The following is a 15,335-nucleotide window of genomic DNA, read 5'->3' as shown; positions in this document are numbered from 1 at the left end:
ATAGTTCATTGACTTAAGAGTCATTGGTCCATCATTCAAGCAAATTTATACTAACCAGAAATATTCTTCTTTATTGCTTCAGTAAATTCATACTATGAAGGGTTTAATCGTTCGTATTGAATTTTTGCGACATTCGATGCTAAAAAAACAAACATGAATTCTGGCACTTGATTTGCTTGCAGAAAAAGCAGTATATGAGCAAAGGAGTTGGTCATGTCAGCGAATTGTATCAGTCACAATATCTCCGGAATTCATTCAAAACAGCCTTGGTTTGTTCTGAGTGCGGACACCTTTTTAACCAATTTAACTGTCGAAAATCCGGTTGTTTCCCATTTCTACAGATTTGAATTAAATAAATCGGAAAGCCCGACCATTGCAATTCCGGATGGATGTGTTGACCTGATTTTTTACTGCAATCCGGACAAACCATCTGCCATGGTGTGCGGCACAACACTACAGGCCCGGCAAATTGAATTTGACAGAAATCACCCCTATTTTGGGGTCAGATTCGTTCCCGGAGTTTTTCCTGATTTCCTCGAAATCGATGCAGAAGAACTGATTGAAAAACAATACAATATGCTGGATCTTATTCCGAACACTCAAAGCCTTTTCGAACAAGTCATTACTGCTGAAAACTTTTCTCAGCAAATTAATATAGTCAATGCCTTTCTTAAAAAGATTGACGCCAGATCACCATCAAAACTCACAACACAAATTGTTGCCAAAATCTGTCAGCAAAAGGGCAATATTCAGATAAAAGAACTGGAAAGATATTCCGGCTACTCTACTCGTACATTGCAGCGACTTTTCAAACAGGATGTCGGCCTGACACCGAAAGGGTTCAGTCGGGCAATCCGTTGTCAATCAGCTATTTACGACATTAACCATAGTGACCGGGTTATCTTTTCTGACTTAGCCTGTGATCTGGGTTTTAGCGATCAGTCTCATTTTTTAAGAGAGTTTAAGAAGCTGGTCAATGCCACACCTATGGAATATCAACATCAGGTAAAGCAAAGCACCTATCTGGAACGAATCCATTGCTACTAGTCTCTCAACTCTACATCTCTCATCTCTGGTGCAAATGCACATAATTGATGCAAAAAAGCTCTCCTGACTATTCATTTCTGCTAATAACACAACTCTAAAAAAGAGAGCTTCGTATCACTTTTCAGACAATTTTTCCCTTTTTCCGTGACTGATTTCTTACTCCTTAAAGTTTAGGGAACGATCCCAATAAAAAATAACATATATTATTTACCAATCTGGAATTAGAAGATTTTTATTACAAATAAACCTAATTAATCCGGATTTTTTTTAAATAATGAATGGGAACGTTTGCAAAAAAATAATCATTATTTATTATTATTGGAGAACAACATGAACAAGAAACATCTAATTGCCCTATCTATAAGCTGCGCACTGCTACCTCTGCAATATGCCAGCGCTAACAGCGAGCTTGATTCTTTAGAAGCCCGTGTCAATGAACTGGAAGCAAGACTGGCCAATACGGAAAAAGTGGCATCAGATGCTCAAAAGTCTGCATCAGATTTTCAATTTACCGGCTATGCCCGTAGTGGTTTATCCATTGATCAAAACCTGCATGGTGCTACAGATATCGGTGCAACGATGAGTCCGGTTGGCGCTTTGGGCGGACATATTGGCCGTCTGGGTGTAGAAGATGATACCTATGTCGAAGCCAACTTAATCCATAACCGTGTCGCAGATAATGGAACAAAGTCTTACTACAAACTGATGATTGCGGATGGCGTCGAATCAGAAAATCCATGGACAGCCGACGACAGTGATCTGAACGTTCGTCAGGTATTTGCGGAATTTTCTAATTTGGCATCGTTTGATGGTGCTTTGAAAAATGCGTCCATTTGGGCTGGTAAACGTTTTGATCGCGATAACTTTGACATCCACTTTATTGATTCAGATATCGTTTACTTAGCTGGTACCGGGGCAGGGATTTATGATATTCAGCTTTCTGATGACTGGAAAACCAGCTTTTCAGTTTATGGCCATGACTTCAATGATGTTAACAATACCAGTGAAGATATTGAAAGTTACACGCTTACCATGAATAACCACATTGGTAAGTGGCAGGTGATGTTAAATGGAATCGTAGCCAAAGATAATCAGGAAAGTGATGATGACATCGGAGAGAACGGCTTTCACACCTTAATCGGCTATCATGCAGATAGCTTCTATGGTCTGTCAGACGGTTTCTCTAAAACCGGAATCATCTATGGTCACGGTTTAGGCGCTGAAGTGAAAAATATCGGTTCGGATGGAAAACTGAGAAAAGACGCGAACGCTATTCGTTTGTATTCTTACGGTGTCACCCGGTTTGCAGATAACTGGCGCATAGCTCCGGCACTGCTTGCCGAATACAGCGATGACATGTATGAGAAAAATGACCGTTATGTCTGGTCATCATTGAATGTACGTCTTGCCCAGGAATTCAACCAAAACTTTGAAATGGTCTACGAAGGGACATATCAGTACATGGACCTGAATAATGGCAGCGTAAAAACAGACGGCAGCTTCTATAAAGCAACCATTGCTCCAACATTTAAAATGGATACCAAGGCGGGATTTTTTGACCGACCAGAACTGCGTTTTGCGGTCAGCTACATAGACTGGGATACCAGTCTTAATGATAGTTATACAATCAACGGTACTGATGTTGGTATGGGTAACAACAATGAAACCGTCTTTGCCCTGCAAATGGAAACCTGGTTCTAAATGTGCCCCCTCTTATACAGCAAGTCCACGGTAACCGTGGACTTGTTTTTTTATGAAGAGATAGAACGCATATATTCCTGATTTTTATTCGGATCCGACCCCATAGCAACCGCATAACACGACTCACCGGCATTAATAACACGGCTGACAATCTCTTTATCCAGTTTTTCAGATTCCGACATTTCGGTCAGAATGTCAGTAACCTGCTTCAGAGACATGCCTTTCCGGTAAGGCCGATCCTGGACTAACGCCTGAAACACATCGGCAACTGAAATAATCCGGGCTTCAATACTTAAATCCCTTTTCTCCGGATGAAACGGATATCCGATTCCATTTAGCCCTTCATGGTGATAAGACGCCCACCGAGCAATATCTTCCAATCCATCAATATGCCGAAGTATTTCGTAAGTTTCATAGCTATGTCGGTTCATTACAGATCGTTCTTCTTTATCCAAAGGTCCTTTTTTCTCGAGAATATCATCCGGGACATGAAGCTTTCCCAAATCATGCAATAAGCCGGCAATTTCTATCTTGTCACAACGCTCTTCAGGCAAGCCAAATATCGAAGATATATATTTTGCCAGATCGGCCACTCTTACCGAATGTTGCGTAGTAAAGTGGCTCTTTTGATCCACAATATAGGCTAAAATCAAAGACAAATGCTTTATTTGCTCCAAAGATAACATTTGATTACCGGGTACACTTCCCATATCCCAGGTATAACGAGCAATATGCCGGTCCTCCAGCGAAATCCAGAAAGCCTCGCTCGATTCAATATCTAAAAACGCACTGATAAATTCAGGATTAAAATAACGGCCTGAACACCGGACAACCGCATCCACAATATCAGCTCTGGCCAGTAAAATGTCGGTCCCATAATGTGAGGCAGCCAGAACATCAATACGATCAGCAAGAAAGGTCAGATTCGCCATGCGCTTATCATAATTGCTAATATCCAGTGTCTGTAACTCTTCCCATGGGGTATGGTGATAAAGAATTGGAATTGCAAACTTAGAAAGAGGTTCAAACATATGAAGAAGCCGGTAACCAATTTTACAGTGCGTATCTGCGCCATCCCAATCAAAATGATTTACCAGATTTGAATGCATCTGCTCTGTCGAAACCCCGCAATCATGAAGCATCCCCAGTTCAAAAGCGAATTGAATATCTGGCTCACTAAAATCAAGTTCTGCCCCGATCTCACTGGCAATGTACCCGACCCGTTTCCCATGATTCGTATCATTCATTCCCACCAGAGAAACTGTTGTTTCAATAGCCAAAATCATCTGACGTAAATCAACATTTAACTTATATGCCTGATCCATTTTTCCGTATCCAAATTCTGACGTTTATTATTTATAATAGCTCAGTTTCATAACAATGCTCTGTTCTATAAATACGCTTGTCCACGGTCCGTCCGCTTATTACATCCTGCTATTTTTATGAGAATGTGATACATTACTGCCCCTGATTGTTCTTACCCATATTACTATGCCTAACCGTTTCGAAACTCTTATTCCCGTCGGAGTACGCTTCATGCTGCTCTCTGCTCTTGGTTTTTCATTAATGACGGCCTTCGTTAAATTAGTGGGAACTCACGATATTCCGCTTTTTGAAATTGTTGCTGCCAGAGCATTCGTTTCATTAATCATCAGCTATCTGGATGTCAAAAGAAAACGAATTTCTGTCTGGGGGAAAAATAAGAAACTACTTCTGGCAAGAGGGACTGTCGGCACCATTGCGTTGATGTGTGTCTATTATTCCGTCACAACGCTTCCGCTTGCCGCTGCCACCATCCTGCAGTACGTTCATCCTGTTTTTACAGCTGTTCTTGCGGTCATTTTTCTGAAAGAAAAAATTCAGATTCCGACAATCATATGCATTGTTTTCTGTCTGGCCGGATTAACCGTAATGGTCTTACCCGGAATGGAGTCTGACTCATCTTATCAATTACCTATTATGAGCGTCGGTATTGCCATATTAGGTGCATTCGGAAGCGCTATCGCTTATGTTATCGTCAGAAAACTCAGCAATACAGAAGACAGTTCGGTTATCATCTTTTACTTCCCGTTAATCGCACTTCCTGTCTCGGTATTACTGATCGGTCATGATTTTGTTATTCCGGATATGCACGTCCTTATCTTAATGGTGCTTATTGGTATCTGTACGCAATTTGGCCAGTACGGATTAACCAAAGCGATGCAAACTCAGGCAGCAGGAAAAGCCTCAGCCTATTCTTACATTCAGGTTGTCTTTTCCGGATTAATCGGGGTTTGGGTATTTAATGAGATTCCATCAATCTGGACCTATTTGGGAGGTGGATTAATTATATCCGGAGCCTTAATTAATGTATTCGGACAAAAAAGATAAAAAATTCAGATAAATATCAAAACCGGGAGTGTTTGAAATGAGCACTCCCGGAAAAAGCAGATTAGCGGAACATATAAGTCGCCAAAACGTCTTTCTGCTGACCCCATTTATCCGTAATACCAATGCCTAACCCGGTTACCACTCCATTTGCTTTCGGAGGTTGCTTCTTCATCAATTGTTCAAATGCCGGAAGATTAGGACTCTTTTCTGCAGCCAATAATGTAAGATGAGGCTGAAAATTCTGGAAAACATTCGGGCTACCATAACGTTCAAAAGCCGCCAGCTTTCCAGGGTATTTTTTTACCCATTGAGGTAATTCAGGATTCATTACACGATACGGTTCAATTGCCATTGTGACCTGATCAGCCAAACGCTGCAATGCCTGACTACGCTGAATATCAATAAAGACCCAGTTTCCCTTGGTCACCGTTATCCCGTCCGCAACTAATGGAAACGGCTTTGTCTTTTTCACAAGATTTTGTACAGACTGCTTTATTTTTGAGATCGATTCTTCAGGAAATTCCGTTAAATACAATGTAACATGAACCGGCATCCCTTTCTCATAAAAACTGGTCATTCCCTTTGATTTCAATGCCTGACTGGTGTGCGCTACCAATTCTTTCACCGGTTGAGAAGGAATTGCAAAAACATCAATACTAAGATCTTTTGCTGATGCCTGAAAACAAAGGCACCCCATCAGTAACAGTCCCAGCCTTGTACCCCACATTTTCATCAATTCATTTAATGAATAAAAAATCATGTCAATCTCCATATTCTCATTTCTTTAGTCTACATCTAAAATTAAACCAAATACGGATGATATTAATATCACAATTTTATGAAACTTTCTGAGTAAAAATAATAATATAACCGACCGACTGAATATATAGTTTTAGAGAAAGAGCACCCGAATTCGGGTACTCAGGAATGAAAGGGAAACACCACTAATTTGAATATTTTTTTGTGTATTCAATTGCCTGATCAATAACATCAGCAACTTGCAGTTTCTTTGCCATTCCGGATGGAGAATACGTTTCCTCACCCATAATGCCTGCTTTAACTTTCTGTGCAAAAGCTTCTACATCAGCCCCTTCTTTTTCCAACTCACATAACACTGCTACTAATGCTTTTACGCTAAAATCTGCACTCATTTTTATCTCCGGGCCTATAAGGCATTCTTCTTTTAATTAATTCATATATACAATATCTATGACTGTAACTAAATATTGAGATTAACGGAACTATTAAACGAAAACATACGAATTTCATCACGGGGATACCAGCCTAAGCTCTGATAAAAACTTTGCGCTCCCACATTATCGCTCAGTACAAACAAATGTGTTTTCGCTATACCAATATTATTTAGTGCCTGAATGGTCTTCCCTACTAAAGCCTGACCAATTCCCTGCTTTCTGTATTCCGGAGCAACAGCAAGATGCTGTAAATACCCCCGTCTTCCATCCGTTCCAACCAATACGGCACCAACAATCTCTTTATCCCACTCAGCCACAAAACTTAATCCGGAATTTCTTTTCAGATATTGCTTAATGTTTTCTCTGGAATCAGCATCCCGTAACGAAAGGTTTTCCGTATCGCTCCATAACTTGATCACAGAATCATAATCCGATATATCCATTTCTCTGATCGTCAACATGTATCTTCCTCAGGTAATGGCAGGCCATATTATTATTGTTATCCAAATATCTCATGCCAAAATCAGTTCTATGTAAAAACAACTACTTGTTTAGCTCTGAAAGAGATAAACCAATACAACAGAGTAAGCACTTTACTCATTCTTATACTATATCGCCAGTCATTCTGATGGTCTAAATTGATGGAAACTCATTTTTGCGAATAAGTGCAAGAAAAATAGGCATTTTTGATAAAATTGGATATTGTATTTCAATTATTTTGAAACTTTCAATTTTATCATTTACTTTTAAACATTCTGACGTTTATCCATTGTCTCATTATCTTATATGAATGTTTGATAAGAAATTGTTTTTCCATCTAAACGAAAATTGATACTCTACCTAAGAGTCGTTTTATAACATACAGTGGCACCAGTTTGATTATTGATATTGGTGATTTAACCCTGACAAAACAGGGACATACAAAACAAGAAAAACTCTTTAACGCTATTCGTAATAAAATCGTTTCCGGCCTCTGGAAAAGTAGTGCTAAATTACCATCAACCAGAGAGCTGGCAACCAGACTTGCTATTGGCAGAAATACCGTCGTTGCCACTTACGAACAACTCGTTGCTGAAGGTTACATTAAAAGCCAGGTTGGCTCTGGATTTTATGTAGCTGTCAACTTACCGGAACAATTTTATGTCGGAGAAAATATTAAACCTGACCAAAACGGATTCCCGGTTAATGAAACGATGAAACGGGGATTTGCACCGGGTGTTCCCGATTTGGAAGAGTTTCCGGTTAAACGCTGGTCAAAACTGGTTCATCAACACGGACAACGTCGGAGCTATCTGGGCTACAGTAACATTCAGGGGTTAAGTTCTCTTCGGAATGCCATTGCAAACTACATTTCTTCCAGCCGGAGTGTTTACTGTTCTCCTGATCAGGTCATTATCACTCATGGCGCTCAGCAGGCAATATCCACAGCCTTACTGGCAACCGCATCTTACGGAGGAGAAGTTGCTTTTGAAGACCCCGGCTACACCAGTGTCCGCTCGGTTATAGAACTGTTTAATATGAAAAACACACCGGTTAAAATCGATAAAGATTCAGGCTGGAATCTGACATCATTGACCGACAGCGAGGCAAAAGCTGTATATGTTACCCCAAGTAATCAATATCCTCTGGGGATGACAATGCCTGTTACTCAGCGTCTTGAATTAGTTGAATGGGCATCGGGAAAAAATAGCTTTATCATTGAAGACGATTACGATAGTGAGTTTCAGTTTGCGCATCAGCCCTATCCAAGCTTACAGGGGTTAGCTCACGAATACGGATACTCGGACAACGTCATATATATCGGTTCGCTCAGTAAAATTATGTTCAATAGCATACGACTTGGCTATATGGTCGTTCCTTCATCTTTGATCACAAAATGTTGTCAGATAAAACAGGCAATGGGTGGTGAGCTGGCAACCACTTATCAACTTGCTCTTACTCAATTCCTGACTGAAGGACATTTACAGAGACACATCCGAAAAATGCGTCGTCTGTATCAGGAAAAACACCAAATGATAATAAACAGTCTCAATTATCACTTTGGCGCGGATATCAAAGTCATTAGCCAACCGGCAGGGCTGCATGTCACTATTATATGGGAAAAAGACATTGCAGAATCCACATGGTCTGAGCACGCTAAAAACCATATGATTACTCTGAAACCATTATCCGAATATGAAAGCTACCCAACTCAGCGAAGCTGGAAAGGCGCGATATTGGGCTTTGGCAATGCTGAATTAGAAAACATCGATGAAAATATTGCGGATCTGGCCCGGTTATTCTATCGGTTAGACGCCAACTCTTCAGCTTCTTCGTAGCAGCATTAACGTTTCAGCTAACTCAGAAAACCCGTAGCCACCGTTGCGGTCAGTGATATAACCGGGCTGATAAATTAAATCATCTAACACAGGCAAAATATTATTCACACCAAATGTTAACGGAAGCCACTGAAACATACATTCATCATTATGAGAATCACCAACGTAAGTAATTGTCTCCAGATCAAAATCATCACTATTGAGCATTTCTCTCAAAAATTTCTCACCACTGCTTTGCTTGGAATGCGATCCAACCCAAGCATTAATATGAATTGAACTCATCATCGCATTAACCGGCTCACCATCAATGTTCAGATGTTTGATTCTTTTTACTAACTCCTGAGCAATGTGTTTTTCCACAGGCTTTCTATCCTGACTTAGATTAACTGCTACATCACAAATTCGGTAAGGTTGATCAACGGCAAAATCAACACCGGGAAAATCCTGCAGCAACCCGGTCACTTTTTCTCTTAATTTTATCTGATGGATACTCATTGTTTTAAGTGGATACGCGTAGCGGGTAAAAAATCCATCATCACTTCTGCGCATCCAAAATGCACCGTTTTCACCAATCACACCATGTAAAGGCCATACTCTGGCAATGTGATCACACCATCCGGCACAGGCACCGGTGACGGCAATGACGCGAATACCGGAGCGGTGCAAACGGTCAAGTGACGAAAGTGTTTCCGGAGGAAGTCGCCCCCGCCATGTTAATGTGTCGTCTACATCCGTCAGCAACCACTGGATCTTTTTCGCTTCTTCTGCCGTAAGTTGATGAATTGTTTTAACCATTCACGATCTCACTTTCCTGCTCTGCATACGATGGCGAAGGCAAACGCCGGCCACTTTCCGGATCAAACAAATGTAAATTTGCCAAATCTACCCGGATACCCAGTGTGTCCCCGACTTCAAACTGCTGCTCCCCTTGAGCCCGGATAACCAATGGCTGGCTAGTTTGGTCTTTCAGTCGACAATACAAAAGATGATCGGCACCTAAAGCCTCTATCATTTCAATTTCAACGTGTGTCGTTGGTGCATGATCGACAATTTGGATATGCTCAGGGCGTATACCTAATTTTACATTACCCAAATTCCACCAGTTTGTTGATAGCTGAATATGAGACGCACCCACCGCAATACTGTCTGCCATTATGTCTGCATCTAAAATGTTCATCGCAGGAGCCCCAATGAATGTCGCCACAAACAAAGAAGCCGGTTTCTGATAAATCGCTATTGGTGTACCAACCTGCTCTATATTGCCTTTGTTGAGTACCACCAGCTTATCTCCCAACGTCATCGCTTCGACCTGATCATGAGTCACGTAGACAGAAGTTGTTCCTAAACGACGTTGTAATTTTTTAATTTCCAGACGCATTTGAACCCGCAATTTTGCATCCAGATTAGACAAAGGCTCATCAAATAAAAATACTTTTGGTGAGCGGACAATGGCTCTTCCCATTGCAACCCGCTGGCGTTGTCCACCGGACAACTGCTTTGGTTTCCGGTCCAGAAGATGATCCAGCTCCAGCATTTTAGCGGTATCCCGGACCATTTTTTTGATCTGATCTTTCGGGACCTTCCGGTTTTTCAGACTATAAGCCATATTATCGAAAACCGACATATGAGGGTAAAGCGCATAATTTTGGAAAACCATGGCAATGTCCCGCTTACCTGGCTCTATATCATTAACCTGAAGTGAGTCAATTTTGAGCAGACCAGAGCTGATTTCTTCCAGTCCGGCAATCATGCGTAATAATGTTGACTTCCCACAACCACTTGGCCCGACAAGCACAACCATTTCACCATCATCAATATCAAGATCAACGCCATGAATAGCCTGAAAGCCATTGGCATAGGATTTTTTTATATTGGTTAGCGTTAACGTAGCCATCTGCTATTTCTCCGAATCAACTAGGCCTTTAACAAAGGCTTTTTGCATTCCAATCACGACCAGTACCGGAGGCAACATGGCAATGAGTGTAATTGCCATAATTTTGTTCCACTCCACAAGACCGTCATTCACATTCAGTAGCTGCTTAATTCCCATCACAATGGTGTAATAATGAATATCGGTAGTAATCAATAATGGCCACAGATACTGGTTCCAGCCGTAAATAAAAGTGATAACAAACAGCGCCGCAATATTCGTTCTCGATAATGGCAGCAAAACATCAAAGAAAAACCGCCAGGGGCCGGCACCATCGATAATGGCCGCTTCAACCAGTTCGTTCGGTACCGTCATAAAAAACTGGCGAAATAAAAAGGTCGCTGTGGCGCTGGCAATAAGAGGAATCGTCAGGCCATAAAAAGAATTCAACATATGCAGATTAGTAATCACTTCAAATGTCGGCATAATCCTTACTTCCACCGGAAGCATCAACGTAAAGAAAATGATCCAGAAAGCCAGCATTCGCCCGGGAAAGCGAAAAAACACCACGGCGTATGCAGACAAAATGGAAATTATCAGTTTCCCAACCGTAATGCATAAAGCCATAATCAGTGAATTCGTTAACATCAATGTTAACGGAAAATCTGAGTTATTTACTTTTTCCCCGGAATGAAATAACTGCCTGAAAACATCGAACCCTAAATGCCCAAACCAGAGCGGTGCTCCCGTCGCAAATTCACCATTTTCGTGAGTAGTAGCAACCACCGCCAGCCACACCGGGAATGCAACGGAAACAATACCCAGAATCAAAATCAGGTGGCAACACAGCCGGAATAAAGATCGCCTTTCTACCATCAGTAGGTCACCTTCTTCTCAACGTATTTAAATTGAATCACTGTCAGCCCACCGACAATCAGCATCAGAATGACCGACTGAGCGGCCGATGACCCCATATCCAAACCAAGAAACCCATCGTTATACACTTTATAAACCAGAGTGGACGTACTGTTACCCGGGCCACCCTGAGTCATGGCATGAATAACCGCAAACGTATCAAAAAATGCGTATACAAAATTTACTACCAGAAGAAAAAAACCCGTGGGTGTAATCAGAGGAAAACTGATGGTCAGAAACCGGCGGACAGGTCCACTGCCATCTATCGCCGCAGCCTCATGCAAAGATTTGGGAACCGACTGAAGCGCCGCAAGGAAAAATAAAAAATTATAGCTCACCTGCTTCCAGGTTGAGGCAATCACAATCATAATTAATGCCTGCGTACCGTTTAACTTGGGGTTCCAGTCAACACCAAGAGATTTCAGTCCTTCACTGATCACACCAATCGTCGGATCGAACATAAACAGCCATAATGCACCGGCAACCACCGGAGCAACAGCATAAGGCCAGATAAGCAGAGTCCTGTAAGCTAACGCTCCACGGACAATATTTTCCGCAACACAGGCCAGAACCAAAGCACTTATCAGAGCAAGAAATGAAACGGTCATACTGAATACAAATGTGGTTCCGAACGATTCCAGATAATGAATATCGGTAAACAAACGCAAAAAGTTTTCAGCTCCAACAAATTCACTGCTCATACCAAAAGCATCTTCCAGTTGTGTTGACTGAAAAATCGCCTGACCGGCCGGCCACAAAAAGAAAATAAACGTAATCAGTAATTGAGGCATCAGTAGTATCACCGGTAACCAGCGATGCTTAAATATAACCTGAGATGAGATCATAATATTTCAGTAACTTAATCAAAACAGCGGGTCATTCTGACCCGCCGGGAAAGTGAAAAACTTATTGCTGAGTACGTTCAAAACGTCTTAATTGTTTATCGCCGCGGACAACCGCATTATTCAGTGCCGTTTTAGCGGATTCTTTTCCTGACCAGACCGCTTCTAACTCTTCATTAATAATGTCACGGGTCTGAAGAAAGTTACCAAAACGAATGCCTTTAGAGTTGGCCGTTGGTTTCTTAGAAGTCATCTGAATCACGGCAACCTCAGCCCCGGGGTTCTTCTTATAAAATCCCTGCTGTTTGGTTAACTCGTAAGCTTTTTTAGTGATTGGAAGATAACCGGTAAACTGATGCCAGTCGGCCTGAACTGCAGGACTGGATAGATATTTAAAGAATTTTGCGACCCCTTTGTATTCCTCTTTCGAATGACCTCTCAATACCCACAACGATGCACCACCTATAATCGTGTTTTGAGGTTCTTTCACCAAGTGAGAGTCATAAGGTAACTGGGCAACGCCGACATCGATACCTTTCATATTTTCTTTTATACCGGCAAGCCCCGCTGATGACCCCATGCTCATCGCGCACTCCTGAGTATAAAACAACGGCATTCCTTCTGACTGGCGACCACCATATTTATAAATGCCTTCTTTTGACCACTTAGCCATTTGAGAAATATGATCGACAAATGGTTTGCTGTTGAATTCAAATTGAGTATCCAGTCCACCAAAACCATTATTTTCTGTCGCCATCGGAACATTATTACGGGCACCAAAGTTCTCAATCTGAGTCCATGATTGCCATGTTGTGGTGAAACCGCATTTCGCACCGGATTTAAGCAACTTCCGGGACACATCCCCCATGTCATCCCATGTTTTGGGCGGATGAGTAATACCGGCTTTTCTAAACATATCTTTGTTGTAATACAAAACCGGCGTTGAACTGTTAAATGGCATAGAAAGCATCTTTCCATCGTTCGTTGTATAGTACCCGGTAACCGCAGAAAGATAATTATTCGGATTAAAAGGTTCTTTGGCATCCTTCATCAGCTTATAGACTGGGTACACAGCCTTTTTCGCCCCCATCATGGTTGCTGTACCTACTTCGAACACCTGAACAATCGCAGGTTGTTCCTTGGCACGAAAAGCCGCAATGGCACTTGTCATTGTCTCTGCATAAGTCCCTTTGTATACAGGCTTCACCTCGTATTCATTCTGACTGGCATTAAAATCTGCCGCAATCTCATCCACTTTTTTACCAAGTGCACCACCCATTGCATGCCACCACTGAATTTCTGTTTTAGCAAAGGCTGGAGAACTCACCAGAGTTGCAGCAACAGCCAGACCGACAAGTTGTTTAAGCGTCATTCTAAATATCCCTGAAATGTCTTCGTTAAGATTTAAGTCTCAAGCGAATATTCGTTTTCGATTTAAATTCGCTCAATGTGCGTTCAAATGAAAATTACGCAATAAAAATGACGGCGAAATGACAAATAAATGAACTTATCCGAAACTGTATATTATTCATTTTAATGAAATAAAATTGTCATAATCATCTGGAATTCTCTTATTCAGCTGAGATCTTTAGGGAGAGAATATATGCGAGTCATGGCACATCGGGGTTTTTCAAGTCAGGCACCGGAAAATACTCTTGCCGCATTTAAAAAAGCAATCGACTTTGGATGTCAGTGGATAGAATTAGATGTCCAGCTTAGCGCAGATAATGTCCCCGTGGTGATCCATGATCAGGAGCTGAGCCGCTGTACATCCGGTCAGGGGAAAGTGTCGGATCATACCCTGAAGCAACTCAGACAATTTTCTGCCGGAAATGGATTCAGTGATGAATTTTCCAATGAAACTATTCCTTCTTTACAGGACGTGTTGCTGATTGCTAAATCAAGCAACACGTCACTGAACATCGAACTGAAGCCCTATCCTTTCGATGACGAGCAATTGCTTTGTCAGCAAATTGCCAGAGTTATCCGTGCGGTAAAGATTCCGCCGGAACAAATTCTGTTTTCAAGCTTTAACATTAAAGCATTACAACACATTAAAACGATACTTCCTGAAATCAGACGGGGATTATTGTGGCAGGAAATACCCGGGGATGCCTTTACATTACTTAAGAAACTGGATGCCTACAGTGTCCACTGTGATTACCGTTATTTAACGGAACATCAGGCAAGAGAAATCAAGAGAAAAGGTTATCAGCTCTATTGCTACACACCTAACAATCCTATGGACGTTCAAAACTACTGGCTATGGGGTGTAGATATGATGATCACAGATACCCCAGATCGTTATGCCCATTAACTTTCTTCGTTAAAAAACCGGTGCCACATGCACAATTTATCTGTTCGTCAGGAAAAAATTCTCCAATGTATTAACCAAAATGAATATTGCACGATTGAGAATCTGTCCGCTCTTTTCAGCGTCACAACCCAGACTATTCGCCGGGACATCAATCAGCTTTGTACTCTTGGCCTTGCACGTCGTCACCATGGTGGTGTTGGCCTTCCCATCACATTAAGTAACCGGAGTTTTCTTTCCAGGCAAAGAACCAGCCAGGCAGAAAAGCAACAAATTGCCGAAGCAGTGGCCCGCTTAATTCCTGACGGCAGCACTATTTTCTTAGGTATTGGTACCACCATTGCTTTTATTGCAGAAAAACTCTTAAATCATAAAGAGTTAAGAGTTGTAACCAATAATTTCGAAGCCGCCTACACCCTGTCGCAGTACAACAACACAGAAATCTGGCTTCCGGAAGGACGAATACGATCCAATGACGGCGATATTGTCGGCGAAAGTGTCACAAATTTATTCAGCCGTTATTTTGCTGACATCGGCATTATTGGCTGTGCAGCCGTCAGAGAATATCCCACAGGCAGTGATATAGGTGCTCCTATCAAAGAAACGGCCATGGAGTATGAATTGCGGGAAGCCAATGTCAGCCAGGCCATCCTCGCCAATTGTCAGCAAAAATGGCTGGTTGCAAATCGTTCTAAATGGCAACGAAAAGCCAATGCTAAAGTTGCCGGATTAGATCGGTTTGATAGGGTATTTACTTCAGACTGA

General features: G+C 41.7%; 15 protein-coding genes. 6 read left to right on the top strand and 9 right to left on the bottom strand.

What is annotated here, in order from left to right; genetic code table 11:
• The first annotated feature begins 213 nt into the window (after positions 1–213).
• Both LRQ06_RS13230 and LRQ06_RS13225 read left to right on the top strand, forming a co-directional pair.
• On the top strand, positions 214–1,047 hold the full coding sequence (locus LRQ06_RS13230) for a helix-turn-helix domain-containing protein (protein WP_232767041.1): 834 nt from the start codon (positions 214–216) through the stop codon (positions 1,045–1,047).
• Positions 1,048–1,377: 330 nt separating this feature from the next.
• Entirely contained in the window at positions 1,378–2,748 is a 1,371-nt protein-coding gene (locus LRQ06_RS13225) for a carbohydrate porin (protein WP_232767039.1), read from the top strand.
• A 50-nt stretch (positions 2,749–2,798) separates the two neighbouring features.
• Here LRQ06_RS13225 and LRQ06_RS13220 read toward each other — a convergent pair whose 3' ends face one another.
• A complete protein-coding gene (locus tag LRQ06_RS13220) occupies positions 2,799–4,073 on the bottom strand; it encodes an HD-GYP domain-containing protein (protein WP_232767038.1) in 1,275 nt (424 codons plus the stop codon).
• Between the two features lie 166 nt (positions 4,074–4,239).
• On the opposite strand from LRQ06_RS13220, the gene LRQ06_RS13215 reads away from it, so the two are divergent.
• Positions 4,240–5,118 carry a DMT family transporter gene (locus LRQ06_RS13215; protein WP_232767036.1) on the top strand — a complete coding sequence of 293 codons (879 nt, stop codon included), beginning with the start codon at positions 4,240–4,242 and terminating at the stop codon, positions 5,116–5,118.
• Between the two features lie 61 nt (positions 5,119–5,179).
• On the opposite strand, the gene LRQ06_RS13210 is transcribed toward LRQ06_RS13215, so the two are convergent.
• The 3 genes from LRQ06_RS13210 to LRQ06_RS13200 all read right to left on the bottom strand — a co-directional run bounded on the left by LRQ06_RS13210 (position 5,180) and on the right by LRQ06_RS13200 (position 6,772).
• Positions 5,180–5,878: a 2'-5' RNA ligase family protein gene (locus LRQ06_RS13210; RefSeq protein WP_232767035.1), complete on the bottom strand. Its 699-nt coding sequence runs from the start codon at positions 5,876–5,878 to the stop codon at positions 5,180–5,182.
• Between the two features lie 184 nt (positions 5,879–6,062).
• Positions 6,063–6,269 (bottom strand): hypothetical protein, encoded by a 207-nt coding sequence (locus tag LRQ06_RS13205; protein ID WP_232767032.1) that lies wholly within the window; start codon positions 6,267–6,269, stop codon positions 6,063–6,065.
• Positions 6,270–6,337: 68 nt separating this feature from the next.
• The gene (locus LRQ06_RS13200; protein ID WP_232767031.1) at positions 6,338–6,772 is read right to left on the bottom strand and encodes a GNAT family N-acetyltransferase; all 435 of its coding nucleotides are present in this window, start codon (positions 6,770–6,772) and stop codon (positions 6,338–6,340) included.
• A 414-nt stretch (positions 6,773–7,186) separates the two neighbouring features.
• Here LRQ06_RS13200 and pdxR point away from each other — a divergent pair, with 414 nt between their 5' ends.
• Entirely contained in the window at positions 7,187–8,629 is a 1,443-nt protein-coding gene (pdxR, locus tag LRQ06_RS13195; protein WP_232767029.1) for a MocR-like pyridoxine biosynthesis transcription factor PdxR, read from the top strand.
• On the opposite strand, the gene LRQ06_RS13190 is transcribed toward pdxR, so the two are convergent.
• The 5 genes from LRQ06_RS13190 to ugpB all read right to left on the bottom strand — a co-directional run bounded on the left by LRQ06_RS13190 (position 8,615) and on the right by ugpB (position 13,628).
• Positions 8,615–9,424 (bottom strand): HAD-IIB family hydrolase, encoded by an 810-nt coding sequence (locus LRQ06_RS13190; RefSeq protein ID WP_232767023.1) that lies wholly within the window; start codon positions 9,422–9,424, stop codon positions 8,615–8,617. The genes pdxR and LRQ06_RS13190 overlap by 15 nt on opposite strands.
• Positions 9,417–10,523, bottom strand: coding sequence for a sn-glycerol-3-phosphate import ATP-binding protein UgpC (locus tag LRQ06_RS13185; RefSeq protein WP_232767022.1), 1,107 nt, complete (start codon positions 10,521–10,523; stop codon positions 9,417–9,419). Before LRQ06_RS13185 ends, LRQ06_RS13190 begins: the two co-directional genes overlap by 8 nt.
• A gap of 3 nt (positions 10,524–10,526) precedes the next feature.
• Positions 10,527–11,375: a sn-glycerol-3-phosphate ABC transporter permease UgpE gene (gene ugpE / locus LRQ06_RS13180; protein ID WP_232767021.1), complete on the bottom strand. Its 849-nt coding sequence runs from the start codon at positions 11,373–11,375 to the stop codon at positions 10,527–10,529.
• On the bottom strand, positions 11,375–12,256 hold the full coding sequence (gene ugpA / locus LRQ06_RS13175; RefSeq protein WP_232767197.1) for a sn-glycerol-3-phosphate ABC transporter permease UgpA: 882 nt from the start codon (positions 12,254–12,256) through the stop codon (positions 11,375–11,377). Before ugpA ends, ugpE begins: the two co-directional genes overlap by 1 nt.
• Positions 12,257–12,320: 64 nt before the next feature.
• Entirely contained in the window at positions 12,321–13,628 is a 1,308-nt protein-coding gene (ugpB, locus tag LRQ06_RS13170; protein ID WP_232767020.1) for a sn-glycerol-3-phosphate ABC transporter substrate-binding protein UgpB, read from the bottom strand.
• 231 nt (positions 13,629–13,859) lie between these two features.
• On the opposite strand from ugpB, the gene LRQ06_RS13165 reads away from it, so the two are divergent.
• Together LRQ06_RS13165 and LRQ06_RS13160 are read left to right on the top strand one after the other, a co-directional pair.
• A complete protein-coding gene (locus tag LRQ06_RS13165; protein WP_232767019.1) occupies positions 13,860–14,573 on the top strand; it encodes a glycerophosphoryl diester phosphodiesterase in 714 nt (237 codons plus the stop codon).
• A 27-nt stretch (positions 14,574–14,600) separates the two neighbouring features.
• On the top strand, positions 14,601–15,335 hold the full coding sequence (locus LRQ06_RS13160; protein WP_232767017.1) for a DeoR/GlpR family DNA-binding transcription regulator: 735 nt from the start codon (positions 14,601–14,603) through the stop codon (positions 15,333–15,335).

The organism is Vibrio salinus (assembly GCF_021272385.1).
GTDB lineage: Bacteria > Pseudomonadota > Gammaproteobacteria > Enterobacterales > Vibrionaceae > Vibrio > Vibrio salinus.
Note: the sequence above shows the minus strand (reverse complement) of the source record. Positions and strands in the feature narration are given on the sequence as shown.

Bases quoted from the DNA above. Each gene is read 5' to 3' on its own strand.
- LRQ06_RS13190 (WP_232767023.1), bottom strand. From the start codon at position 9,424: ATGGTTAAAACAATTCATCAACTTACGGCAGAAGAAGCGAAAAAGATC.
- LRQ06_RS13165 (WP_232767019.1), top strand. From the start codon at position 13,860: ATGCGAGTCATGGCACATCGGGGTTTTTCAAGTCAGGCACCGGAAAAT.
- LRQ06_RS13160 (WP_232767017.1), top strand. From the start codon at position 14,601: ATGCACAATTTATCTGTTCGTCAGGAAAAAATTCTCCAATGTATTAAC.
- LRQ06_RS13230 (WP_232767041.1), top strand. From the start codon at position 214: ATGTCAGCGAATTGTATCAGTCACAATATCTCCGGAATTCATTCAAAA.
- ugpE (WP_232767021.1), bottom strand. From the start codon at position 11,375: ATGGTAGAAAGGCGATCTTTATTCCGGCTGTGTTGCCACCTGATTTTG.
- LRQ06_RS13220 (WP_232767038.1), bottom strand. From the start codon at position 4,073: ATGGATCAGGCATATAAGTTAAATGTTGATTTACGTCAGATGATTTTG.
- LRQ06_RS13210 (WP_232767035.1), bottom strand. From the start codon at position 5,878: ATGATTTTTTATTCATTAAATGAATTGATGAAAATGTGGGGTACAAGG.
- LRQ06_RS13200 (WP_232767031.1), bottom strand. From the start codon at position 6,772: ATGTTGACGATCAGAGAAATGGATATATCGGATTATGATTCTGTGATC.
- LRQ06_RS13225 (WP_232767039.1), top strand. From the start codon at position 1,378: ATGAACAAGAAACATCTAATTGCCCTATCTATAAGCTGCGCACTGCTA.
- LRQ06_RS13205 (WP_232767032.1), bottom strand. From the start codon at position 6,269: ATGAGTGCAGATTTTAGCGTAAAAGCATTAGTAGCAGTGTTATGTGAG.
- LRQ06_RS13185 (WP_232767022.1), bottom strand. From the start codon at position 10,523: ATGGCTACGTTAACGCTAACCAATATAAAAAAATCCTATGCCAATGGC.
- LRQ06_RS13215 (WP_232767036.1), top strand. From the start codon at position 4,240: ATGCCTAACCGTTTCGAAACTCTTATTCCCGTCGGAGTACGCTTCATG.
- ugpB (WP_232767020.1), bottom strand. From the start codon at position 13,628: ATGACGCTTAAACAACTTGTCGGTCTGGCTGTTGCTGCAACTCTGGTG.